A 22257-nucleotide genomic window follows, 5' to 3' on the forward strand; every position below is an offset into this window, starting at 1 on the left:
ATTCCTACTTGCCACGTCGAAAGCTACGTGATGTTGTACTTTTGCTATTTCTAAAGCTCGCATTTTTGGTACTTTTGCTTGATTTCGCATAAGTACTTTTATTCGTTGTTTTGCTGGCAAAGCGATTAGCACTGGTTTGCGCGTTTTTACTTTGACTAGAAATGCTAGAAGCACCGGTTCTATTTTTACTATAAGTACTGGTGTATTTTTGCCCACGACTTTGAAATGATTTACGAGTGCGGTTATCAATATCAGTTTGTTTTCTTAATTGGCTAGGTGAACTATAACGTTTACGGCCATAGTCATTATAGTAGCTATAATTTCGGCTACGCCCCCAGTCGTTATAATATGTACGTCGAGAGCCAAATAAATCTCCCATCATAGAATACATACCGTACCACGCCCAGAAAGACATGCCGTTAGAGCCAGTAGTCCAGCTGCCGTAAGCTGGGTTACCAATTAACTGTTCACCTGTGCCAAAATCCTGTGCTTTATTCGCTGCCATGCTTTGTGTTTTTGACATCGAATTTACGCGTGGTAATGTGCCTTCAGACATATCTGCTAAGACATTAAGTGGATCACTTAGGGCATCAGAATATAAAACTGGATCGGCAGCTTGATAAAGATTTAACAATTCATCATAAATCGCTTGTGAATTGGCAAACATTTGCGGCTGATTCTTTATAGTATTGAGACGATCAACTAAAGCTTGGTACATTGGGCCTTGTGTACCTGTATCTTTAATAAATTCATCTATTAGCGGTTTGTAACTGGGCTTGTCCGCTAGCAGCCTTTCTGCATATTGCTTGATTAAATTAGCATTACGAACTTGTCCGTCAGCTAATGCTTGAGCAAGTAATTCAATACGTTGTTCAGTTATTGGCGTTTGTTGGGTTATTTGTTCTTTTACTGGATCTCCACATGCGGAAAGCAATAAAATAAGCAAAAATATAAGTGATTTTAGTGGCTGCATTTCTGCCATAGTGTCCTCAAAAATGCTATGGTTATCATTTATTAATATCACTTATGACATATTATGTCTATTGTTTTAGTGATATCAGAGCAATTAATTTTCACTTCCCCATTTGGTTGAGTATTTAGTTAGCGAATAGTGATACTTAATGGGCAGAAATAGTTTTATTGAGGGTAATGTGCCATATTCTTCTAATTCCACTACTTCAAGCATAGTTGAACAGCAAAGCAATGCTAGTTGGCAACAATTTTATCAACAATATCCTGATATTGCTAAAACACTCTCACAAAGTCGGCAGGTACTTTTTAAAAATGCTTTAGGCTTAAGTGACTTTATTTTACGCAGTGCATTACAGGCTCCAGAGTTAGTGGTGGAACTCTTTGAAAGTGAGCAGCTACTCACTCATAGTACACCAGAATACAGTAATCTCATTACCGAAAAATTAAAAGGCTGTGAAACTGAAGAGCAATTACATCGTTGTTTACGTTTATTTCGTTTAGAACAAATGGTCCATATTGCTGTTGGTGATTTCTTTTTAAATGTTAGCCTTGATGAATCGCTAAAGCGTCTGTCTTTTCTAGCGGATAGCCTAATTCTTGCGGCAAAAAATTGGCTTAGTCATTTTTGTCAAAGTAAATGGGGAGTACCAGCTAACAGTGAAGGGCAGGAGCAAGAACTTTTAGTTTATGGCATGGGGAAACTCGGTGGTGAGGAACTAAATTTTTCTTCCGATATCGATCTAATTTTTGTTTATCCTGAATCTGGTGAAACTCAAGGTGTTCGACGTAGCATAGATAATCAAACATTTTTTACTCGCCTTGGCCAAAAGCTAATCACAGCATTGCATCAAAAAACCGCTGATGGGTTTGTTTATCGAGTGGATATGCGTTTACGTCCATTTGGTGAAAGTGGCCCATTGGTTTTGTCTTTCAATGCCATGGAAAACTATTACCAAGACCAAGGGCGAGATTGGGAACGTTACGCCATGTTGAAAGCCCGCTTGATTGGGCAAGGGAAATACCATGGTCAACTTTCGGCTATGCTGCGACCTTTTGTCTATCGACGTTATATCGATTTTAGTGTGATTGATAGCTTACGACGTATGAAAGCGATGATTGCCCAAGAGGTGAGGCGTAAGCAACTTAACAATAATATTAAACTTGGCGCTGGTGGTATTCGTGAAGTTGAGTTCATTGTACAAGTTTTTCAAATGATTCGAGGTGGCCGAGTAACAGAGCTCCAACATAGAAATTTATTAACAGTACTGCCGTTATTGGTTAAATATGGTGAAATTAACCAGCAAAGCGCGCAAATATTAACTAAAAGTTATCGTTTTTTACGACGTGTTGAAAATATTATTCAAGCACTAGCTGACCAGCAAACACAAACCTTGCCAGATAATAATTTAGACCAACAACGTATTATTTCGATTCTTGCTGATGCAAATTGCACTGATTGGCAGAGTTTTTTGCAAGAGCTGGTTGCACACATGCAAGGAGTCCACCAGCAGTTTGGTGAGCTAATTGGTGAAGAAAGCCCCAATAGACAAGCTGTTGATCAATATTGGACAACATTATGGGATAGTCAATGGGAAGATGAAGAGTCTATTAACTGGATTGAACAATCCCCACAGTTATTAAGCACCAATGATGAAGTACCATGTTGGAATAATGAAAAATTGTGGTCTGCACTCAAAGAGTTTCGCCATGAAATGAGTAAACGTAGCATGGGAAATCGCGGTCGACAGGTATTAGATAAATTAATTCCGAGTCTTATTTGGCATATTGCGAATTTAAAATTAACCGAACAAACTTTAGTACGTGTATTGACGGTATTAACAACTATTGCCACACGTACGGCATATTTAGAATTGCTCTTTGAAAATGAGGGGGCGCTAAAACACTTAATTCACTTGTGTCATAACAGTAGCTGGGTGGCAGAGCACATCGCCAAACATCCTATACTTTTAGATGAATTAATTGATCCGAAATTGTTTCATCAAGCGCCACAGTTAAGTTCTTATAGCGCAGAATTGCGTGAACTAATGTTGAGAGTGCCAGAGGAAGATCAAGAAGCACAAATGATCACTCTACGGCAATTTAAACAAATTAAACAATTACGTATTGCTGCGGCTGATATTTCTGGCATATTGCCGATAACGGAAGTTAGCGAACATTTAACTGCTTTAGCGGAAGCCACTGTTGAAGAGGTCGCAAATTTAGCTTGGCAGCAGCTAACTCAACGGTTTGGTGTACCAGCAAGTAAAGATGGAACTCAAGATAAAGGCTTTGCTGTTATTGGTTATGGTAAGCTTGGTGGCATCGAGTTAGGCTATAGCTCAGATCTGGATTTAGTGTTTGTTCATGATGCGGATTTGACGGAGTTAACCACAGGTGAAAAACAAATTACCTCAGGCCAATTTTATTTAAAGTTAGCTCAGCGCATGATGCACCTGTTTAACACGCGTATGGCGAACGGAATTTTGTATGAGCTAGATATGCGGTTAAGGCCATCGGGCAATGCTGGCTTATTAATGGTGCATATCGACACTTTTGCACATTATCAAAAAAATGATGCTTGGACATGGGAACATCAAGCATTGGTGCGTACACGGATTATTTACGGTAGTGATGTGTTAACCGGAGAATTTTTGAAAATAAAACGTCAGGTATTGTCGACTAAACGAGAAACTGCTTCTTTATTAACTGATGTCCAACAAATGCGCGATAAAATGCGTAGTCATCTAGATAAATCCTCATCGCAGCAGGTTGATATTAAACAAGGGCGTGGCGGCTTAGTTGATATAGAGTTCTTTGTTCAATACTTAGTGCTATCCGCTAGTGCAGAGCATCCAGAATTAAGCGAATATTCAGACAATATTAGTTTGTTAAAACACTTAGCTAAATTAAGCCAGATCACAGAAAATGAGCAACTGATATTAGTTGCTAATTATTGCAAATTGCGAGACTTTGGTCATCACGCGACACTGCAAAATAGTGAGCAGGTGATTGATAATGCGAAGTTTGAAACTGACTTTCACAGTATTTTACCGATTATAAGTAAAGTATTTAGCTAACTACTTGTTTCAGATTAACGGCGTGATTTAGGAAGTAAAATACACTCATTTTCTAAATAAGGAATGGTGTACTCTATCAACACAATAGCACGTTGCTGATTACAAAAATAAATACTGAGGCCATTTTCAAAGTGGCCTTCTACCGCTTTACCTACTTGGTAGGCAGTCGTGAGAATATCTTTATTAACACGAAAAGCATCTTTAACTAAGTAATCACGATTAAGCCACCAAATAATTTCTAAACCGTTATCTTGTGCGTATTCTGAAAGCTTTTGGAATAAGGTTTCCCCTAAGCGAAATGGGTGATTATTGGTTCTTCCTGTCCAATTTCTACGTAGTGGCCTGGTAATTAGGCGCCTAGCTTCGAGTATTTTTTCTAAATCACCTTTTGGATCAGGAAGGTAAACAATATTATTTCTTACTTTAGGGCCCTTTTCATCATCGCCATGCAAATTAGCATAGAATCGAGAAAGGCCTTCAGCTGCGGCATTGGAGTTTTTAGCTGGTCGCACAACTGATTTTTCTTCTTTATCAACCATTGCTGGCGGTGGTGAGTTGTCTGTCAATTCAGAAATATCGTCGGCAGCGTCTTGGCTAAATGAAAATAGCAATTCTTGATTCATCAACAAAGCTGTTGCTAAACCGACTAAAATTGCTCCTAAAATAATATTACGTAGCCAAAAATTCATAAGTTTTTTATATTTATGTTACATCTTTACTTATACCATAACTAACAATGCCTATTTATACAATGATGGGTCATCTTCGTTAGGTCTAGTTTTAAAGCGACGGTGTAGCCACATATATTGTTCTGGTTTAACCATTATGGCTTTTTCCAATTCTTGGTTTACGCGCAGTACATCGGCGGTATCATCGCCAGTTGGAAAGTTTTCCAGCATAGGCTTAATTTCTAAAGTATAACCACTGCCATCGTCATTTCGTGTTGGAATCAGCATATGAGTTTGAGTATTTTTTTGTCTTGCGAAAATTAACGTGCCTGTAGTTGATGCAGCTTCCGGTACTGCAAAGAAAGGAACAAAAACACTGCGATTACGGCCATAGTCTTGATCAGGTAAATATACACAGGCCTCGCCATCATGCAAGGCACGAATTAGGCCTTTCACATCGCGTTTACCTAACATATATTTATTTGAACGACCTCGTCCTCTAAATTGAAAGTATTCCATTAACGGATTATTGTGTGGACGATAAAAAACCACCATAGGGTGACCATAGCCAATGCCACGACAATTAATTTCTACACTTAAATAATGCATAGCAAGTAACAAGATGCCTTTACCTTCTTGTTGTGCTTTTTCGATATGTTCTAAACCTATAACTTTTGTCTTGCGCTTTACGCGCCAATTTGGCCACCACCAGCCCATGCCAGTTTCTAGCAGAGCGATACCTGTATTTTCAAAATTTCTCTTGAGCATAGTTTGTCGCTCAGCGTCAGGCATATCTGGAAAACATAGTTCCAAATTTCTAAGAGCAACTTTTTTACGACTTGAGCCCACTTTATAAAGTAGGCGTCCAATCATTTTCCCTAGAAACAGTTGAAATCGGTAGGGGAGCCAAGAAATGGTATAGAGAATAAGTACCCCAAGCCAAGTGAACCAATACTTAGGTAAAAGGAATGATATTTTAAAATTTGGCTGTAAAACTTTATTTTTACTCACGGGATGATTTCAACTCATTGAATTGCTTGTGTTACAATATTGCTTATTATATCTGTTATAGGGCACAGGATGAAAGTAGATATTCCCGCTTTTGAAAAAGCGCGCGTTTTAGTTGTTGGTGACATCATGTTAGATCGCTATTGGCATGGGCCAACTCAGCGAATTTCTCCCGAGGCTCCAGTACCAGTTGTAAAAATACAACAAGACGAAGACCGACCTGGTGGAGCCGCTAACGTTGCCTTGAATATTGCTTCATTAAATGGTCAAGTAACTCTAACAGGAATGACAGGTAGTGATGAAGCCTCAAACACCTTGCAGAGCCATTTATCGGCAATGAATATTAATTGTCAGTTTTTACAATCATCCTCGCACCCAACGATTACTAAATTGCGTGTAATGAGCCGCAACCAGCAATTATTGCGTTTAGATTTTGAAGAATCATTTGCTGATGCAGATAAAAAGCCACTATTAGCACAAACTAAAGCGTTAGTTGCTGATCACGATCTTTTGCTCTTATCCGATTATGACAAAGGTACTTTGTCAGATGTTCAGAGCTTAATTCAAGCAGCAAAAGCCCATAACGTGCCAGTGTTAGTTGACCCAAAAGGCACTGATTTTTCACGCTATCGTGGTGCAACTTTAATTACGCCAAACTTATCGGAATTTGAAGCTGTAGTTGGTCACTGTAAAAGCGAAGCTGAAATTGTTAGCAAAGGACAAGCATTGTTAAAAGAATTAGATTTAACGGCAATGTTGGTGACACGAAGCGAACAAGGTATGACTTTACTACGTCATGATCACGAAGAATTTCATTTACCAACCCAGGCTCGAGAAGTTTATGATGTTACCGGTGCTGGCGACACCGTTATTGCAACACTTGCCTTGGCGATAGCGGCAAATTCAGAGTTTACTCAAGCCAGTGCTTTGGCAAATATTGCCGCAGGTATTGTAGTCGGTAAACTAGGTACATCGACAGTTAGTGAGACAGAACTAAGAGCTGAATTGTCCTCAGGGCAAGAAAGTGGTTTTGGTGTGATGTCAGAAGAACAGCTAAAAATTGCTGTTGAGCTTGCGCAAGCCCGTGGTGAGAATATTGTTATGACGAACGGTTGTTTTGATATTTTACATGCTGGCCATGTTTCGTATTTAAATAATGCTAAAACGTTAGGGAGTCGCTTAATTGTTGCAGTAAACGATGATGCCTCAGTAACACGATTGAAAGGGCCTGGTCGCCCAGTTAATCCTGTTGACCGCAGAATGGCAGTTCTTGCTGGTTTAGGTGCTGTTGATTGGGTTGTACCATTTACGGAAGATACACCACAGCGTCTGATTGCTAATATTTTACCCAATACCTTGGTGAAGGGTGGGGATTATAAAATAGAAGAAATTGCTGGTGGTGAAGAGGTATTGGCTGCAGGTGGTGAAGTAAAAGTACTAAATTTTGAAGATGGTATTTCAACCACCAATATTATTAACGCGATAAAGCAAGAAGACTAATACTTTACCTCTTGCTAATAAAGTGAAAATATCTAAATAAAAAAAGCACCTTAGAGTGCTTTTTTTTATCAGAAATTCAGTTATATAACCTATTTCGCAGCCATTAAACCTTTGTTTATATCGGCTAAGTCTTGATCAGTAATTGTACCGCCAGCTCGTTTAAGTGCTAATACGTTTTGAATGTATGTATAGCGAGTAGACGATAAATTTCTTTTGGCATTGTATAAGTTACGAGTACTGTTTAATACATCAACAATTGTACGTGTACCTACTTCAAAGCCTGCTTCGGTTGCTTTTAAAGCACTTTCAGCACTCACTACAGATTGCTCTAAAGATTTAATTGCTGAAACCGCGGCAATAACTGTGTTGTAGGCATTACGCGTATTGCGCACAACGTTACGATGTGACTGTTCCATGTTTTGGCTAGCTACAACATAATTGCTTTGAGCTTGGCGAACACTACTAGAAATTGCACCACCAGAATAAATTGGCACTGTTAAGGTGACACCAATTGAGTGACTATCTAGTGCTGGTGAGTTAACACTATTTATATCAGTATCAGAAGAGCTAATGCTGCCATTTAAATCAAGTGATGGGTAATGACCTGCTTTAGCGATATTAATATTTTCTTTAGCAATATCAACATTAATTTTCTGTGCTATTAAATCTAAATTCTTCGCTTCAGCGGTTTGTTGCCACTCATTTGCACTGTCAGGAGATGGGCGAGAGGTGCCAAAACGTTCGGTATTTAAAATGCTTAAATCGCGTGGATAAACGTTAGTGATAACACGTAGCGCTTCTTCAGCATTAAATACATTATTTTCTGCTCTAATTTCTTCTGTTACGGCATTATCGTATTGTGCTTGAGCTTCATGAACATCAGTAATTGCTGTTAGACCAACTGAAAAACGTTGCTTTGTTTGTTCTAGTTGACGCTCAATAGCCGCTTTTTCTGCAACTGAGAATTCCAAATCATCTTTTGCGCCTAGCACGTTAAAGTATGCTTCAGTCACGCGAACAATTAAGTCTTGTTTTGCTACTTGGTATGAAATATCACTTTGGTGTGCAAGTTTCTTCGCATTGTCTAAGCGTAACCATGTTGAATGACGATATATCTCCATACTAAGATTTGCGCCGTAAGTGAAATCTTCAGAATCAAGAGTCATTATTTGGCCAGCATCATTTAAACGCTCGCTTTCGCCATCGGTGAATGAAACCGAACCACTCAGTTGTGGTAATAAAGTCGCACGAGCTTGATCAATGCCTTCTTTTGTCGCTAGATATTGAGCGTGTGCTCCAAGAACTACTGGATCATTCGCTTGTGCTTGCTGGTATACTGATAATAAATCTTCGGCATTAGCTAAAGAGCTACTTGCAGCACAGGCAATGCCAATAAATAGTGCTGTTATTGTTTTTCTCATGTTGGAGCGATCCCTTTAATATTGAACTTGGTATTATTTTTCTAATTGTAACTATCTTAACGTGAATAAGGAATTAGCTAAATAAAATAAGTGTTTACCGAAGTATTCTAGTGTAACAAAATGTTAAGTGCTAGTGTAACGAAGAAATCATCCAGAAAATTTTTTAACATCAGTCAGGACTTACCTATGAAATCAGCGAAAGAGCCGTTGTTACGTTTTAACAATAGTGATGTTGAAATTGTTAGCAAAACACGAAAGTATCAGGGCTTCTTCGCGCTTGATGAGTATCAGTTCCGTCACAAACTTTATCAAGGCGGGTATAGTGAAATGCTAACCAGAGAAGTATTTGAGCGTGGTGATGCGGTCGCGGTACTACCTTATGACCCTATTTTAGATACTGTAGTGCTTATAGAACAATTTCGTCCAGGCGCGCTGCGCAGCGAGTTTGGACCTTGGCAATTAGAGCTTATTGCCGGTATGTTTGGTGCAAATGAACAGCCGAAGGAGGTTGCGATTCGAGAAGCGAAAGAAGAAGCTGATTTAACTATTTTGCCAAAGAATATGACTAAGGTGATGAATTATTTATCAAGCTCGGGTGGCATGAGTGAATGTATTCACCTCTATTGTGCAACTGTTGCTAGTGAGAACTTTTCTGGTGTACATGGTCTTGCTTGCGAAGGAGAAGATATTTTAGTACACGTGATGCCAAGAATAGAGGCAACCAAGCTTTTAAATGATGGAAAAATACCTAATGCCGCCACTATTATTGCGTTACAATGGTTAGAGCTTAACTTAGACAAATTCAAAACTAGATAAAAGATAATGCCAGCTGCGTTAAAAAAATATCGTCCCCATTTACCAACATTAATGTCGCTTTGCGAGATTAATTACATGTTGCTGTTGCGAATTCTTGCTGATAAAGAACAAGCGGGCGAACAGCGCTGTTTTTTCATTTCGGACTTTCTTAGCTACCGAGTGTTAGTTAATGAAGTGACTCGTTACACCACATTAATAACGATTAGCCAGGAAGCCAGTATTAAGGGTTATAATTTAGCCGCATTATTTCGTCCCAAAATGGTTATTCGTTTATATCATGATGCGCGTATGGCAGAAGTGATAAGTAATCAAGATGTAAAGCAAATTAAGCCTCGTTACGATTATCCTAATGACAAAATGCATTTACCTGATGAAAAACAGCAAATTAACTTTTTCTTAAAAGAATGGTTACAGTTATGCTTGCAATTGGGTCAAGTCAATTTCACCACCACTAAGAATCAATAGGCATGACAGTAGAGCTTATTGTCGCACAAATAACAGATTGTCATTTGTTTTCGCATTCAGCGGGGTTACATCATGGGTGTAATGTTTATTCAAATTTAGTTAATGTTTTGCAGCGGATTAAACAGTTAGATCGAGTTGATGTTATCGTTTTTACTGGCGACTTAACACAAGATCATAGTGAAGAGTCTTACCAATTATTTGTCAGCGCTTTCGAGACTGCTGAAATCACAACTCCAGTTTATTTTTTAGCGGGTAACCATGATGAGCCTGAACTTTTAGAGCTATATCTAGCAGCGAAACCATTCCATCAAGGTAACATCATTGAAACTACAAGTTGGCAAATATTGTTAGTGGCGAGTAAAAGTGAAACACCGGCTGGTTTTGTTAGTGAACAGCAGCTTGATAAACTCAATGGTGAAATTAATGGTAACAAGGCTCAGTTATTGTTGATGCATCACCATCCAGTCAATGTTGGTTTTTTTATCGACCGCCACGGATTAAAAAATAAAACGCGGTTTCATCAGTTTATTAATGAACATTCCTCAATCGCTGCTGTTGGTTGTGGTCATGTTCATCAAGCATTAACATTGCCAATAACTCTACCGGCAAAAAATGTTCCTTTATTTACTTGTCCTGCAACTTCAATTCAATTCGATAAACACAGTGATACGGTTGCAAAGAATGGTCAAGGGCCTGGTTTTCAGTGTTTTACCCTAAAAGAAAATAAACAACTTTCTAGTGAAGTGTTCTTTCTTTAAAAGCTGCCAAGGAGCTTTTATTAATGGTTAACTTATTATATATACATGGCTTTAATTCGTCGCCGCGGTCAACGAAAGCTAAATTAACAATAGAGTATTTTCAACATCTACACGGTGACGTGAATATTCATTGTCCACAATTGTTATCATCACCAAACGCTGCGATCGCACAGTTGAATGAGATTATTACCAGTGCCCCTAGTGAAAAATGGATCATTATTGGCTCATCACTCGGTGGCTATTTTGCAACTTACTTAGCGGAAAAATATCAACTACAAGCTGCACTTGTTAATCCTGCGGTAAAACCTTATGCCTTGTTAAATGATTTTCTTGGTGAGCAAATAAATCCTTATACCCATGAACGTTATCAAGTGGAAGAACAACATATTGTTGATTTGAAATTACTTAAACAACAAGAAATTTCGAAAAAAAATTACTTGGTCATGGTACAAACTGGTGATGAAGTGTTAGATTACCAACAAGCCGTTGAAAAATACCGGCATTGCCATTTAATTGTGCAAGAAGGTGGTGATCATAGCTTTATTAACTATCAAGCGATGTTACCGCAAATATCAGTATTTTTTAATTTAGAATCGAATTAGCGAAATAATTATTAGAACATTTAAATGAGCGAACAATATAATTCTGACTCCATTGAAGTGCTCAGTGGTCTTGATCCGGTACGACATCGTCCGGGTATGTATACCGATACCAATCGTCCTAACCATTTAGGGCAAGAAGTTATTGATAACTCTGTTGATGAAGCATTAGCAGGGCATGCGCAAAATATTACGGTAATCCTTGATAAAGACCAATCGCTTGAAGTGATTGATGATGGTCGAGGAATGCCAATTGATATTCACCCTGAAGAAGGTGTTTCAGGCGTTGAATTAATATTTTGTAAGCTACATGCTGGTGGTAAGTTCTCTAATAAGAACTATCAATTTTCCGGTGGCTTACATGGTGTTGGTATTTCAGTGGTAAATGCCTTATCAAAACGAGTTGATGTTGCCGTTAGACGTGACAGTAAAGTGTATGAAATGGCATTTGAAAATGGCCATAAAGTTGAAGAATTACGAGAAACAGGCACAGTAGGTCGTCGCAATACTGGCACCCGTGTGAAATTTTGGCCAGATGCTAGTTATTTTGATTCTGCGAACTTTTCAGCACGACGTTTAGCGCATTTGTTAAAAGCAAAAGCGGTACTTTGTCCTGGTTTAACGATTAAGTTTCACGACAAAAATGAAGATAAAAAGTACCAATGGTGTTATGAGGATGGTTTAGTTGACTACTTAAAAGAGTCGGTTAAAGACATTGAAAGTTTACCTGAAGAGCCCTTTGTAGGAAATTTTACTTCTCAGCATGAAGCCGCAGAATGGGCAGTAACTTGGTTACCAGAAGGTGGTGAGTCGGTAGGTGAAAGTTACGTCAATTTGATCCCAACAGTGCAAGGCGGCACGCATGTTAATGGCCTGCGTCAAGGCTTACTTGAATCTATGCGTGAGTTTTGTGAGTTTAGAAACTTAGTTCCACGTGGCGTGAAATTAACTCCGGATGATATTTGGGATAAATGTTCATATATATTATCAGTGAAAATGGAAGACCCACAGTTTGCCGGACAAACCAAAGAACGTCTTTCATCACGTCAATGTGCGGCCTTTGTTACCGGTGTTGTTAAAGACTCGTTTAGTTTATGGCTAAATGAACATACCGAAATTGCTGAAGCATTAGCTGAGTTTTGTATTAGCAATGCGCAACGTCGTTTACGCGCTAGTAAAAAGATAATTCGTAAAAAGGTCACACAAGGGCCAGCTTTGCCAGGAAAATTAACGGATTGTGGTAGCCAAGATATTGCTCGAACAGAATTATTCCTAGTTGAAGGGGACTCCGCTGGCGGTAGTGCTAAACAAGCACGAGATCGTGAAGTACAGGCTATTATGCCGCTTAGAGGTAAAATTTTAAATACTTGGGAGGTTGAGTCGGGGCAGATACTTGCCTCGCAAGAAGTGCATGATATATCTGTTGCCTTAGGTATCGACCCTGATACAGAAGATTTGTCAGGTTTACGATACGGTAAAATTTGTATACTTGCTGATGCTGATTCTGATGGTCTTCATATTGCAACTTTGTTATGTGCGCTATTTACACAGCACTTTTTACCTTTAGTACAGGCTGGGCATGTTTATGTTGCCATGCCGCCGCTATATCGTATTGATGTTGGTAAAGAAGTTTTCTACGCCCTTGATGAAGCAGAGAAAGATGGCATCTTGGATAGAATTGAAGCAGAGAAAAAGCGCGGTAAAGTGAACGTGCAGCGTTTTAAAGGTTTGGGTGAAATGAACCCATTACAACTACGTGAAACGACAATGGATCCTAACACTCGCCGATTAGTGCAGTTAACGGTTGATGAACATAGTGAGACTATGGAGTTGATGGATATGTTGTTGTCTAAAAAGCGCAGTGGCGACAGAAAAGAGTGGCTGCAATTGAAAGGCGATCTCGTTGAGTTAGAGTAAGCGTGCAGCAGGCTTGATTTTAGGTTCAACAGCTTGTCAGCGATAGTCTAGATATTATTAATGAACACAAAAAAGGTATAGAGGTAGCTGCTATACCTTTTTTAATTTAAGGTGAAAATTTATGATTGAACATCGTAACCTGCGTAGCATTTGCCATGCTTCAATTGGTATTAATGATTTAGCACAAGCAAAGCAGTTTTATACTCCGGTATTGAAAACGCTAGCCATTGAGTTGGTAAGTGAATATCAGCACGCGGTTGCTTATGGTAAAGGTTACCCCGAATTTTGGTTACAGCTACCTCATAATAAGGCAGTTGCAAGTAGTGGTAACGGTGTTCACTTTGGTTTTGTTGCTATCAGCAAGCAGCAAGTTGATGAGTTTTACCACGTCGCCATTAACTTGGGCGGTGTCTGCAATGGCGTACCTGGGCCAAGAGAGGAGTATGGCGCGCCTTATTATGGTTGTTTTATTATTGATCCTGAAGGCAATAAAATTGAAGCAAGCTATTGGCACATTGAGCAGAAGTAGCTATACAAAAAGCCGATGTTAACGTTAACTAATTGATATTTTAAATAGAAAATAACAGTTTAATGTTTATACAAATTAGTTTTATACTGTATGAAGCGTTTATGCGCTGCTGTTGTTGGAGCATGAGATTTGTTGACCGTATTTTTTAAATTTATTTTTCCTCACTACGGCCGCATTCTTTTTGTTTTTTTGTTAATATCTTGTAAAGCAACGGCTTTGCAGTCTGTAAGTAACAGTGAATTCGATAATTTTGTAAAAAAAGCTGAAATACTTATTAATAGCGATCCAAAAGCGGCACTGCAATTACTTAACTCCTATCAAGGTGATGTTAAATCACAACCTATTACCAGCCAAGTGAATTTTTATCGTATTCAGTCTGAAGCTTATTCAGACCAGTCATTATACCGTTTTAGTAAGGCATCAGCAGAAATCGGTTTAGAATTAACCAAGCAAATGAATAGTCCGAGCATTTTAATCGCCGAGCTTGCTTATACAAAAGGCTTTGCGATGGAAAGTCTAGGAGACTTAGATGGAGCATTTGAGCTTTATCAAAATGGTTTAGATGTTGCGCGCTCTATGGAAAACCAAGAATTTATTGCTCGAGGCTTGATAAATATTGGTGCTACCTATTACTTAAAGAAAAATTATAAACAGTCGTTAATTGTTTTAAACCAGGCATTACAAATAGCTAATTCGATCAATGATGAAGCACTAATGGGCGACATTACCAGCGAGTTAGGTATTTTATACGGCTATATTGGTGAAGAAGATCAAGCGAACCAATTTTTTCAACGTTCTTATCAACACTTTAAAAAAGCTGGTAAAGATAACTATGCTCTGAATAGTTTGCATAATGTTGCAATTAACCATGCCAATGAAGAGCGCTATGAACAAGCCATAGAAGTATTTCGTGTATTAGAAAGCGAAATTCAACCTAATACTAGTAATGAGTTTATCTCTGGAGTTTATCGCAGCTTGGCATGGGCGCTGCTCAATAAAGAAGAAGCTGATACTGAAAATGCCTACCGATATATATTACTTGCTGGTGAATATGTTAAGGAAGTTGAGCAACACTTGGTTCAATTGCAATATCTCATAGATAAAGCCTACATTTTAGAAAAAATGAAACGTTATGAAGAAGCGCTTGTTAATCTTGAGCAAGTAGAGCAGTTATTGCAATACAAAGCAGAAGATATTTACGATACCAGTGAAGTGAATATTTTGTACTTAAAATCTAAACTGTATTACGAACTAGGCCGTTATCAAGCCGCCTATCAAGTTCAAAAACAATATTTTGCAAAAGCGATTAGCTATAGAGAATCTCGTGATACATCGGAAATAGATGAATTGCGACTGCAATATGAGAGCGAGGCAACTGCAAGGCAAAAAGATATACTAAAGAAAAAACAAAATTTGCAAAACTTCCAATTGCAGGAAGTCACGCAAGAAGCAGATAATCGTAAAGTGTTAGCGGGTTTTTTAGCTATTTGCATACTAATTTTGGCGTGGTTTTTACATCGAATAATAAAAGGTCAAAAAAGTTTAGTAAAAGCAAGTCAGACCGATAGTTTAACAGGTGTTATTAATCGTAGAAGGTTGTTAGAAATTGGCGAACAGTATTTTGATGAAGCTAAATTGCTAGAGCAACCTCTTAGTATTTGTATGATCGACGTTGATTTTTTTAAAAAAATTAACGACCAATATGGTCATAAGATTGGTGATAGTACATTGCAGGAAATTGCTATGTATGGCCAAGCACAAATGCGTGAAAGCGATGTTTTTGGACGTATTGGTGGTGAAGAATTCATTGCCCTGTTACCCAATACGGCAAATATTGAGGCGGTTGAAGTAGCGCAGCGTATTCGCGAAAGTATTGAAAGAGCAAGGTGGCAGACGTCAGAAATTGCTACTTTAACTGTCAGTATTGGTGTTTCAACATTAAATCAGCAAAGTTCTTGTGATTTTGCTGATTTATTAAAAGCAGCAGATAAGCAACTTTTACAGGCAAAATGTGCCGGCCGTAATCAGGTGGTTTAATATGGTGGTAAATAATATCAAGATATTAATACTCATTTTATTTTTGCTGTTGATATCAAGTTATGGCGCTATCGCAAATGAAGTGTCTGAGCAGGAACAGATATTTCAACAACCTAGTTTGCCACTAGCTAAGCAAGAAAGTAGTACGGTGGTTTTATCAGTCGATGAGAAAGTGTTGTCTCTGAAAAAATTAAGTGAACACGATGCCGTGGCAGCTCAAGTCAGATTACAGCAATTACAACAAGCTGGTTTGGGATTAAATCAAGCAGAGTATTATTTATTGCATGTTATTCGCGCTAATATTGCCAATGTTCGTGGACAAGAACATAAGGTTATTAATTGGCTTAATAAGGCGATAAAGCTTGAGCCGTACTTACATGAAAAACAATTAAATTCACCTGACTTCGCCGACGCACATCTAATGCTTGCTGATATATATCAACAGCAAGGTTTTTACCAACAGGCATTTGATGCTAAGAAAAAGTATATCAAGAAATATTCGGCGCATCTGAAAGCTCAGAATTCATTACGTGTTAAGCGATTAAATGAAAAGTACCAGTTGGAAAGAAAACGTGAAGAGAATGAATTATTAAGCCAGAGTAGTGAGTTAAAGCGCTTTGAATTAACCAGAGTGGAGTCGCAGCGTAACCAGCAAAATATTAATATCGCTTTTATTCTTCTAGCCGGGCTATTATTTTTCTTCCTCATTCTGCGCCAATTTAAAATTCGTCGGCAATTAAAACTATTAGCTAGAACGGACAGTTTAACGCAACTAGCAAATCGCCGTGCTTTTTTTACTACCGGTTACCATTTAATGGCACAGGCAATAAGCGATAAAAGTGAATTATGTGTGCTGATGATAGACATAGACCATTTTAAAGCTACAAATGATAATTTTGGTCATGATATTGGTGATCGAGTTATTTGTCTCGTTGCTGATTTAGCCGGCGAAGCAATGCGCTCACGCGATATACTAGCCCGTATTGGCGGTGAAGAATTTGCGGCCATTTTACCTGACGCGACAGTTGATCAAGCGCGAGCAATAGCTGAGCGAATACGAGAAAAAGTTCAAAGTAACTCCGAACAAAAAAACGTTAGTGATACGGTTACAGTTAGTATTGGTTTGGCGAGTATTAATGATGCTAGAGAGAACTTTGATCTATTACTTCATGCTGCTGATTTAGCTATGTATCAGGCTAAAAAACAGGGTCGAAATTGTGTTTATAATTACTCACCAACAGATCAAGAATAATCATTTTAATGACTACAGATGAATATTATCGTCAGAAAGTATTTTTTCCACATCGATAATCAGCTAAGCTAGCCATAGAGCAACTAAAACAACAAAAATTAGATTAATAATTGGTCGTTAATCACATTTTTTAGGAAAACACGACATGTCAGATGCAATCGACTTTAGTTTAGACGGTATTGAGCAGCGCCCGTTAAAGCAGTTTACTGAAGAAGCTTATTTAAACTATTCAATGTATGTCATTATGGACCGCGCCTTGCCACATATAGGTGATGGTTTAAAACCGGTACAACGTCGCATTGTTTATGCCATGTCTGAATTAGGCTTGTCTGCGGTTGCTAAATATAAGAAATCAGCTCGTACAGTTGGTGATGTACTCGGTAAATTTCATCCACATGGCGACTCTGCGTGTTATGAAGCTATGGTATTAATGGCACAGCCATTTTCATATCGTTATCCGTTAGTTGATGGTCAAGGTAATTGGGGCGCACCTGATGATCCAAAGTCATTTGCTGCCATGCGTTATACCGAAGCGCGTTTATCACGTTTTAGTGAAGTATTATTATCTGAGTTAGGCCAAGGTACTGTTGATTGGACGCCAAACTTTGACGGCACTATGAAAGAGCCGAAAACGCTTCCTGCACGTTTACCACATATTCTTCTTAATGGTATAACTGGTATTGCTGTTGGTATGGCAACGGATATTCCTCCACATAATGTGAGGGAAGTAGCTCAAGCTTGCGTACACTTAATTGAACAACCGAAAGCCGAGCTAGGTGATGTATTAGAAATAGTTAAAGGCCCTGATTATCCAACTGATGCAGAAATCATTACACCAAAAGCTGATATTGAAAAAATTTATAGAACTGGTCGCGGTAGCATTAAAATGCGTGCAGTTTATGAACAATTACATGGTGAAATCGTTATCACTGCCTTACCGCATCAAGCATCTGGCGGTAAAATTTTAGAGCAAATTGCAAATCAAATGCAGGCTAAAAAATTACCTATGGTAGTTGACCTACGCGATGAATCGGATCACGAAAACCCTATTCGTTTGGTGGTAGTGCCGCGCTCAAATCGTGTTGACATTGAACAGCTTATGCAGCACTTGTTTGCAACAACTGATTTAGAAAAGAACTTTCGTGTTAATTTAAACATGATAGGTTTAGACAATAAGCCTGCAGTTAAAGACATCAAGTCGATTTTAAGTGAATGGTTAACATTTAGACGAGAAACTGTACGTCGTCGATTACAATACCGTTTAGATAAAGTATTGGCTCGCTTACACATTTTAGATGGTTTGTTAGTTGCCTACTTAAATATTGATGAAGTTATTGAGATTATTAGAAACTTTGATAATCCTAAAGCTGAATTGATGTCTCGCTTTGAACTTTCAGAACGCCAAGCAGAGTCGATATTAGAAATAAAACTACGTCAACTTGCTAAGCTTGAAGAAATTAAAATTAGAGCTGAGCAAGATGAATTAAATAAAGAGCGCGAATACTTAGAGAAAATACTGAACTCTAAAGCTCGAATGAATACCTTGCTTAAGAAAGAAATTCTAGAAGCGGCAGAAAAATATGGCGATGAACGCCGCTCAGTATTGGTTGAGCGAAATGAGGCAAAAGCGTTATCTGAGAAAGATTTAATGCCTAGTGAAGCTATTACCGTCGTTGTTTCTGAGAAAGGTTGGGCTCGATGCGCGAAAGGTCATGATATCGACGCTAAGGCGCTTAACTATAAGTCAGGTGATGATTACTTATGCTCAGCGCGAGGACGTAGTAACCGACCTGTAGTGTTTATAGACTCATCAGGGCGTGCTTATGCTACCGATGCCCACAGCTTGCCAACAGCGCGTAGTCAAGGCGAACCGCTTACCGGGCGCTTCAATTTGGCTAGTGGCGAGAATTTTGAAAAAGTGGTGATGGCTGATGACGAACAAAAATACTTACTAAGCAGTGATGCCGGTTATGGTTTTGTTGGTAGTTTTTCTGATATGGTGAGCCGAAATAAAAATGGTAAAGCCTTACTCAGTTTATCGGCTGCGGCAAAGGTAATGACGCCTAAAGTGATTAATGATTTAGCCGTCGAATTAGTGCTTTCAATCACCTCAGAAGGTCGAATGTTGGTCTTTCCGTTAAAAGACTTACCAGTGCTAAGTAAAGGTAAGGGTAATAAAATTATTAATATTCCTTCAGCCAGAGCAAAAGCACGAGAAGAATTCGTGACGCTATTGGAGGTGTTACCACCTGAAAGTGCCGTTACCTTACATGCCGGTAAGCGAAAACTAACACTGAAAGCCAGTGATATTGAGCATTATCGCGGTGAGCGCGGACGTCGTGGTAACAAGCTGCCAAGAGGGCTGCAACGCGTAGATCGTATTGAGGTTGAGCAAGTTAGCACTGTCGAAGAAAGTACTCCCGACACCTAATAATACAGGCGCGTTAATGGTTATTTCACTAGCGCGCTATTCTACTTTATGTCATTGCTGTTACTTAATGATTATTTATTGACTATAAGCTCAGGAAATCCTCACCAAGTCATAAAACTGTCACAAAACTTACCTAATATCCTATTTAATTAGGAGAGTTACGTGACTGAAGATATCAAAAGCATCATTTCGGAAAAGACCATTAACACGGTATTCCAACCTATTTTTAATATTCAAACCCAAAGTATTACTGGTTATGAGGCATTAACCCGTGGCCCCGAAAATAGCCCGTTATGCTCTCCTGATGTACTGTTTGAGCGAGCAACACAGGCAGGGTTGCTATCTGAACTCGAAATACTGTGTCGAGACAAAGCAATTAAACGTTTTGCTGAACTAAAGCTAACCGGAAAACTGTTCCTTAATATTAGCCCGCTAGTGTTACTGAATAAAAATCATCCGCAAGGGGAAACGATTAAATTTGTTGAACAAGCCGGACTTAATTGCCAACAAATCGTTATCGAATTAAGTGAAAAATATCCGTTTCCAAATAATGATACACTACGTCAAGCCTTAGCAAAGTATCGCCAATTTGGTTTTAACGTTGCAATCGATGACTTAGGGGCCGGATACTCAGGCTTAAAGCTATGGAGTCAATTATTACCCAACATCATTAAAATTGATCGATACTTTGTTGAAAACTGTCATAAAGACAGCTTTAAGTTGAAGTTTTTACAGGCTATTTTTGATCTTGCTAGTGCTGCTGAAGCTGAGGTTATTGCTGAAGGCATTGAGCAACAGGAAGAGTTTGAGCTACTAAAGGAATTAGGTATGGTGCATGCACAAGGCTTCTATTTAGCGAGACCTGAGGACTTTCCTGTTCGAAAATTTCCAGAGCATTTAGTTGAGCAATATTGGCAAAAATTATGTGCGCAATAGCAGTATGCTCATTAACTTATGTTTAGTTGCTGTATAAGCCGACAGAGTTGGGTGATTTTGATATTAGACAGTTGCCGATAGTCAAAGTACGGCGAGATAATTATTCTTTTCTCGTTGTTAATGGCAAAGTCATTTTTTAGCCAGTGGCATTGCTCGGCAAACCCTAATTGCTCAGCGTAACCTTTGCCTAAAATAATATGTATTTTTTCACTATTTAAGTTAAGTTCGTCTGGTTTTGAAAATACTAAGCAGTGTTCTTCGTTTTGTAAAAGTTCTTCATCGCGCAATAATTGCCAACTAGTGAGATTTGATGGTAGCAATTCGAAAATAATTTTTGCATAAACATTAAATATTTTACGCCAATGGTTGCCCGTTTCTTGATTAATATAGCTAATTTCACCAGGTGTTAATTTTTTAACGCTTGATAAGTTTTGATAAAGATTAAGCGGCGGAGGGTTTTTGATATAAAAATATAAGTTTGCCTGTTCAGAACCTAGGCCGACCAATGTGTTATTCATAATATTTATCCAATAAAAAACCCGGTAAATTCCGGGCTTTTAGTTGTTTTACTTAGCGCTAAACTAGTTAAAACTCTTCCAACATATACTCTAAAGAGTCATCAAATGATCTGAGATCTTTTTCCAGTTGGTGTTTCTCTTTCAGTTGTTCAATTTCACGCCACTTTCTTTTTTTATTACTACTAGAACTCGATTTAGATTGTCCAGCTAAAGAGTCCAACACTTTTTGAAGTTTTGCCATGGTATGCTCCTTTTTTCTACAACTGCAGCTTTTTAATACCATAGTTAACCGAAAAACTGAAACACTTTTTTGCATATTTGTTACAAAATTATAAATTCAAGCAAAATAGGTCTTAATAAAGTGTTAATAGTAAATTAAAGCATTGTTAATAATTGCTGCTCTAATTTTGTTTGATCAATAGCGAAATTACGAATGCCTTCGGCGAGTTTCTCTGTTGCCATAGCGTCTTGATTCATTTGCCATCTAAATTCTGCTTCTGTTAACTTAGCTTCAGCATCAAGAGGGCTTTGCTCTGCAAATAATTTTTGTTCAACAGCCTGTGATGAGCTAGCAAGTTCATCCATCAATGCTGGGCTGATAGTTAAGCGGTCGCAGCCTGCTAACTCTAAAATTTCACCAGTATTACGGAAGCTTGCACCCATAACGACAGTTTTATAACCTTTTGCTTTGTAGTAGTTATAAATGCTAGTTACAGAAATTACGCCAGGATCCTCTGCTGCAGCGTAGTCACTTTTGCCACTCGCCTTTTTATGCCAGTCAAGAATACGGCCAACAAATGGTGAAATAAGGTAAATATTCGCTTCTGCACATGCTTGCGCTTGAGCAAAGTTAAACAGTAGCGTTAAATTACAATTAATACCTTCTTGTTCTAATTGCTCTGCGGCTTTGATACCTTCCCATGTAGAGGCAACTTTGATCAATATTCTCTCATTGCTAATACCCGCTTCATTGTACATTGCTATGAGTTTTCTGCCTTTAGCGATTGAAGCTTGAGTATCAAATGATAAGCGTGCATCAACCTCGGTAGAAATTCTGCCAGGTATGATTTTTAGTATTTCTAAGCCAATAAGTACTGAAAGCTTATCAGCTGCATCTATAACCTGTTGCTCGCTATTATTTGATTGTGACTTTGCCCACTCAACAGCAGATGCTAATAAATGTTGGTAATTTGGTAACGACGCGGCTTTTAATAATAAAGATGGATTTGTGGTGGCATCTTGTGGTTGAAACTTGGCTATAGCTTCAATATCGCCAGTGTCGGCAACAACTGTCGTCATTGCTTTTAGTTGAGAAAGTTGATCTGTCATAACATGTCCCTTGAAATTATATAT

19 protein-coding genes are annotated in these 22257 nt (G+C 38.5%); 12 read left to right on the plus strand and 7 right to left on the minus strand.

The genetic code is table 11. The features are described from left to right. Positions 1 to 4: 4 nt before the first annotated feature. Positions 5 to 982: a hypothetical protein gene (locus AC27E9_RS05130; RefSeq protein ID WP_487127885.1), complete on the minus strand. Its 978-nt coding sequence runs from the start codon at positions 980 to 982 to the stop codon at positions 5 to 7. Positions 983 to 1121: 139 nt separating this feature from the next. On the opposite strand from AC27E9_RS05130, the gene glnE reads away from it, so the two are divergent. Next, a complete protein-coding gene (glnE, locus tag AC27E9_RS05135) occupies positions 1122 to 4049 on the plus strand; it encodes a bifunctional [glutamate--ammonia ligase]-adenylyl-L-tyrosine phosphorylase/[glutamate--ammonia-ligase] adenylyltransferase (RefSeq protein ID WP_487127887.1) in 2928 nt (975 codons plus the stop codon). 14 nt (positions 4050 to 4063) lie between these two features. On the opposite strand, the gene AC27E9_RS05140 is transcribed toward glnE, so the two are convergent. Both AC27E9_RS05140 and lpxL read right to left on the minus strand, forming a co-directional pair. Continuing rightward, on the minus strand, positions 4064 to 4738 hold the full coding sequence (locus tag AC27E9_RS05140) for a TcpQ domain-containing protein (RefSeq protein WP_487127889.1): 675 nt from the start codon (positions 4736 to 4738) through the stop codon (positions 4064 to 4066). Between the two features lie 51 nt (positions 4739 to 4789). Beyond that, entirely contained in the window at positions 4790 to 5728 is a 939-nt protein-coding gene (gene lpxL / locus AC27E9_RS05145) for an LpxL/LpxP family Kdo(2)-lipid IV(A) lauroyl/palmitoleoyl acyltransferase (RefSeq protein ID WP_487127891.1), read from the minus strand. A 69-nt stretch (positions 5729 to 5797) separates the two neighbouring features. Between lpxL and hldE the strand changes: the two genes are divergently transcribed. Continuing rightward, complete coding sequence (gene hldE, locus AC27E9_RS05150) at positions 5798 to 7225, plus strand: bifunctional D-glycero-beta-D-manno-heptose-7-phosphate kinase/D-glycero-beta-D-manno-heptose 1-phosphate adenylyltransferase HldE (protein WP_487127893.1); 1428 nt, start codon at positions 5798 to 5800, stop codon at positions 7223 to 7225. An 89-nt stretch (positions 7226 to 7314) separates the two neighbouring features. On the opposite strand, the gene tolC is transcribed toward hldE, so the two are convergent. Continuing rightward, entirely contained in the window at positions 7315 to 8646 is a 1332-nt protein-coding gene (tolC, locus tag AC27E9_RS05155; protein WP_487127895.1) for an outer membrane channel protein TolC, read from the minus strand. Positions 8647 to 8832: 186 nt separating this feature from the next. Between tolC and AC27E9_RS05160 the strand changes: the two genes are divergently transcribed. The 10 genes from AC27E9_RS05160 (at position 8833) to AC27E9_RS05205 (ending at position 20386) form a co-directional block, all read left to right on the plus strand. Further along, positions 8833 to 9462 (plus strand): NUDIX domain-containing protein, encoded by a 630-nt coding sequence (locus tag AC27E9_RS05160; protein WP_487127897.1) that lies wholly within the window; start codon positions 8833 to 8835, stop codon positions 9460 to 9462. A gap of 6 nt (positions 9463 to 9468) precedes the next feature. After that, entirely contained in the window at positions 9469 to 9927 is a 459-nt protein-coding gene (locus tag AC27E9_RS05165) for a DUF1249 domain-containing protein (protein ID WP_487127899.1), read from the plus strand. A 2-nt stretch (positions 9928 to 9929) separates the two neighbouring features. Beyond that, positions 9930 to 10685, plus strand: coding sequence for a metallophosphoesterase (locus tag AC27E9_RS05170; protein ID WP_487127901.1), 756 nt, complete (start codon positions 9930 to 9932; stop codon positions 10683 to 10685). A gap of 23 nt (positions 10686 to 10708) precedes the next feature. After that, positions 10709 to 11287 carry a YqiA/YcfP family alpha/beta fold hydrolase gene (locus AC27E9_RS05175; RefSeq protein WP_487127903.1) on the plus strand — a complete coding sequence of 193 codons (579 nt, stop codon included), beginning with the start codon at positions 10709 to 10711 and terminating at the stop codon, positions 11285 to 11287. A 24-nt stretch (positions 11288 to 11311) separates the two neighbouring features. After that, the gene (gene parE / locus AC27E9_RS05180) at positions 11312 to 13201 is read left to right on the plus strand and encodes a DNA topoisomerase IV subunit B (RefSeq protein WP_487127905.1); all 1890 of its coding nucleotides are present in this window, start codon (positions 11312 to 11314) and stop codon (positions 13199 to 13201) included. A gap of 121 nt (positions 13202 to 13322) precedes the next feature. Further along, positions 13323 to 13730: a VOC family protein gene (locus AC27E9_RS05185; RefSeq protein ID WP_487127907.1), complete on the plus strand. Its 408-nt coding sequence runs from the start codon at positions 13323 to 13325 to the stop codon at positions 13728 to 13730. 216 nt (positions 13731 to 13946) lie between these two features. Then, complete coding sequence (locus AC27E9_RS05190) at positions 13947 to 15767, plus strand: diguanylate cyclase (RefSeq protein WP_487127908.1); 1821 nt, start codon at positions 13947 to 13949, stop codon at positions 15765 to 15767. A 1-nt stretch (position 15768) separates the two neighbouring features. Beyond that, on the plus strand, positions 15769 to 17019 hold the full coding sequence (locus tag AC27E9_RS05195) for a GGDEF domain-containing protein (protein WP_487127910.1): 1251 nt from the start codon (positions 15769 to 15771) through the stop codon (positions 17017 to 17019). Positions 17020 to 17164: 145 nt separating this feature from the next. Beyond that, the gene (parC, locus tag AC27E9_RS05200; RefSeq protein WP_487127912.1) at positions 17165 to 19450 is read left to right on the plus strand and encodes a DNA topoisomerase IV subunit A; all 2286 of its coding nucleotides are present in this window, start codon (positions 17165 to 17167) and stop codon (positions 19448 to 19450) included. A gap of 162 nt (positions 19451 to 19612) precedes the next feature. Beyond that, positions 19613 to 20386 carry an EAL domain-containing protein gene (locus AC27E9_RS05205; protein WP_487127914.1) on the plus strand — a complete coding sequence of 258 codons (774 nt, stop codon included), beginning with the start codon at positions 19613 to 19615 and terminating at the stop codon, positions 20384 to 20386. A gap of 11 nt (positions 20387 to 20397) precedes the next feature. Here AC27E9_RS05205 and AC27E9_RS05210 read toward each other — a convergent pair whose 3' ends face one another. From AC27E9_RS05210 to tal, 3 genes are all read right to left on the minus strand, one after another. Further along, positions 20398 to 20904: a DUF6942 family protein gene (locus AC27E9_RS05210; protein ID WP_487127916.1), complete on the minus strand. Its 507-nt coding sequence runs from the start codon at positions 20902 to 20904 to the stop codon at positions 20398 to 20400. Positions 20905 to 20971: 67 nt separating this feature from the next. Next, entirely contained in the window at positions 20972 to 21145 is a 174-nt protein-coding gene (locus AC27E9_RS05215) for a DUF3545 family protein (protein ID WP_487127918.1), read from the minus strand. A gap of 134 nt (positions 21146 to 21279) precedes the next feature. After that, positions 21280 to 22233 carry a transaldolase gene (gene tal / locus AC27E9_RS05220; RefSeq protein WP_487127920.1) on the minus strand — a complete coding sequence of 318 codons (954 nt, stop codon included), beginning with the start codon at positions 22231 to 22233 and terminating at the stop codon, positions 21280 to 21282. Positions 22234 to 22257: the final 24 nt, after the last annotated feature.

Source organism: Colwellia meonggei (genome assembly GCF_057537295.1).

Excerpts from the sequence above, each read along its gene's own strand:
- AC27E9_RS05130 (WP_487127885.1), bottom strand. The coding sequence starts at position 982 with ATGGCAGAAATGCAGCCACTAAAATCACTTATATTTTTGCTTATTTTA.
- glnE (WP_487127887.1), top strand. The coding sequence starts at position 1,122 with ATGGGCAGAAATAGTTTTATTGAGGGTAATGTGCCATATTCTTCTAAT.
- AC27E9_RS05140 (WP_487127889.1), bottom strand. The coding sequence starts at position 4,738 with ATGAATTTTTGGCTACGTAATATTATTTTAGGAGCAATTTTAGTCGGT.
- hldE (WP_487127893.1), top strand. The coding sequence starts at position 5,798 with ATGAAAGTAGATATTCCCGCTTTTGAAAAAGCGCGCGTTTTAGTTGTT.
- tolC (WP_487127895.1), bottom strand. The coding sequence starts at position 8,646 with ATGAGAAAAACAATAACAGCACTATTTATTGGCATTGCCTGTGCTGCA.
- AC27E9_RS05160 (WP_487127897.1), top strand. The coding sequence starts at position 8,833 with ATGAAATCAGCGAAAGAGCCGTTGTTACGTTTTAACAATAGTGATGTT.
- AC27E9_RS05165 (WP_487127899.1), top strand. The coding sequence starts at position 9,469 with ATGCCAGCTGCGTTAAAAAAATATCGTCCCCATTTACCAACATTAATG.
- AC27E9_RS05170 (WP_487127901.1), top strand. The coding sequence starts at position 9,930 with ATGACAGTAGAGCTTATTGTCGCACAAATAACAGATTGTCATTTGTTT.
- AC27E9_RS05175 (WP_487127903.1), top strand. The coding sequence starts at position 10,709 with ATGGTTAACTTATTATATATACATGGCTTTAATTCGTCGCCGCGGTCA.
- parE (WP_487127905.1), top strand. The coding sequence starts at position 11,312 with ATGAGCGAACAATATAATTCTGACTCCATTGAAGTGCTCAGTGGTCTT.
- AC27E9_RS05185 (WP_487127907.1), top strand. The coding sequence starts at position 13,323 with ATGATTGAACATCGTAACCTGCGTAGCATTTGCCATGCTTCAATTGGT.
- AC27E9_RS05195 (WP_487127910.1), top strand. The coding sequence starts at position 15,769 with ATGGTGGTAAATAATATCAAGATATTAATACTCATTTTATTTTTGCTG.
- parC (WP_487127912.1), top strand. The coding sequence starts at position 17,165 with ATGTCAGATGCAATCGACTTTAGTTTAGACGGTATTGAGCAGCGCCCG.
- AC27E9_RS05210 (WP_487127916.1), bottom strand. The coding sequence starts at position 20,904 with ATGAATAACACATTGGTCGGCCTAGGTTCTGAACAGGCAAACTTATAT.
- AC27E9_RS05215 (WP_487127918.1), bottom strand. The coding sequence starts at position 21,145 with ATGGCAAAACTTCAAAAAGTGTTGGACTCTTTAGCTGGACAATCTAAA.
- tal (WP_487127920.1), bottom strand. The coding sequence starts at position 22,233 with ATGACAGATCAACTTTCTCAACTAAAAGCAATGACGACAGTTGTTGCC.